The organism is Actinomycetospora sp. (genome assembly GCF_055612215.1).
The window spans coordinates 1-1,180 of record NZ_JBVPVA010000929.1; the positions used below are offsets into that span (position 1 = coordinate 1).

Below are 1,180 nucleotides of genomic sequence, written 5' to 3' on the forward strand. Positions count from 1 at the left end.
CAGCGTCGCGCCGTCGTAGACCGAGGTGCCGCGGCGCGCGTCGGCCCCGTCGGCGGACGTGGGCCGTGCGAACGCTCCCGAGGCCTCCGGCTGCGCGGGCGCGGGGAGGACGGGCGGCTCGACGGCGGAGGTGCGTGGTGCCGCCGACGCGGCGCCGTCCGACACCCGGACGACGGCGAGCCGTGGCGTGTGGCCCACTCCGCTCACCTGGTCGCCCCCTCACCGGCGGTTCCGGCCGGACCCGATCGGGTCGCTCGGCCGCCTCCTGATCACCGCAACGAAGGAGACCTCAGTGAGGTCCGGCCGCATCACCCCGTCGAGTGGACCGTGGCGCCGACCGTCCTTTATTGCGCGGTCGGGTGGCATCAAGTCGAGCGTTCTGTCTCAACCCGGACGATGAACGGTCCGGGAACTCCGGGTGGATGCGACGAACGGCACACCCTCCACCGCGTGTCGCTCGACCTGCAGTGCGTGTCACCCAGACGCGCGTCAGCTGGCACGGATCGTGCCGGACGGGACGCGTCAACGGTCACCGACGAGCCGCGACCGGTACCCGCTGCCCATTCGGTTCACACGTGATCACCCGAAGGAAGGTGTCGTTCACCGGTCCTCGTGCCCCGCCACCTCGGCCACGTGACGGCGGACCACCCCGTCCGAGCCGGCCGCCTCGGCGACCGCCGCGGCCACCGCGGGGGCCACGCGGGGGTCCAGCGCGCTGGGGACGATGTGGTCGACACCGAGGTCCTCCTCCGCGATGCGGAAGATCGCGTCGGCGGCGGCGAGCTTCATGTGCTCGGTGATGCGCCGGGCGGCCGCGTCGAGGGCGCCGGCGAAGACGCCGGGGAACGCGAGCACGTTGTTGATCTGGTTCGGGTAGTCGCTTCGTCCCGTCGCGACCACCGACGCGTGCTTCCGGGCCACCGCGGGATCGATCTCGGGGTCCGGGTTGGACAGGGCGAACACGATCGCGTCGTCGGCCATCGACTCGATCACCGACTCGGGCACCGTCGACCCCGACAGCCCGAGGAAGACGTCCGCGCCCTGCAGCGCCGTCGACAGGTCACCGCGCAGCCCGCGCGGGTTGGTCTGCTCGGCGAGCGCGTACTTGGCGACGTTCATGTTCTCGCGCGCGGTGTGGATCACCCCGCGGGAGTCGAGCACGGTCACGTCCTCGACCCCG

The 1,180-nt window shown here is 72.5% G+C and carries 2 protein-coding genes; both read right to left on the reverse strand.

Annotated features, from left to right (window positions below; all coding sequences use genetic code 11):
* Positions 1–198 (reverse strand): hypothetical protein (locus AC0CYZ_RS25370; RefSeq protein WP_472220498.1); only part of this gene is annotated, 198 nt, incomplete at its 3' end.
* Positions 199–600: 402 nt separating this feature from the next.
* Positions 601–1,180, reverse strand: a 580-nt coding sequence (locus AC0CYZ_RS25375; RefSeq protein WP_472220500.1) for a malic enzyme-like NAD(P)-binding protein, incomplete at its 5' end; no start/stop codon positions are given.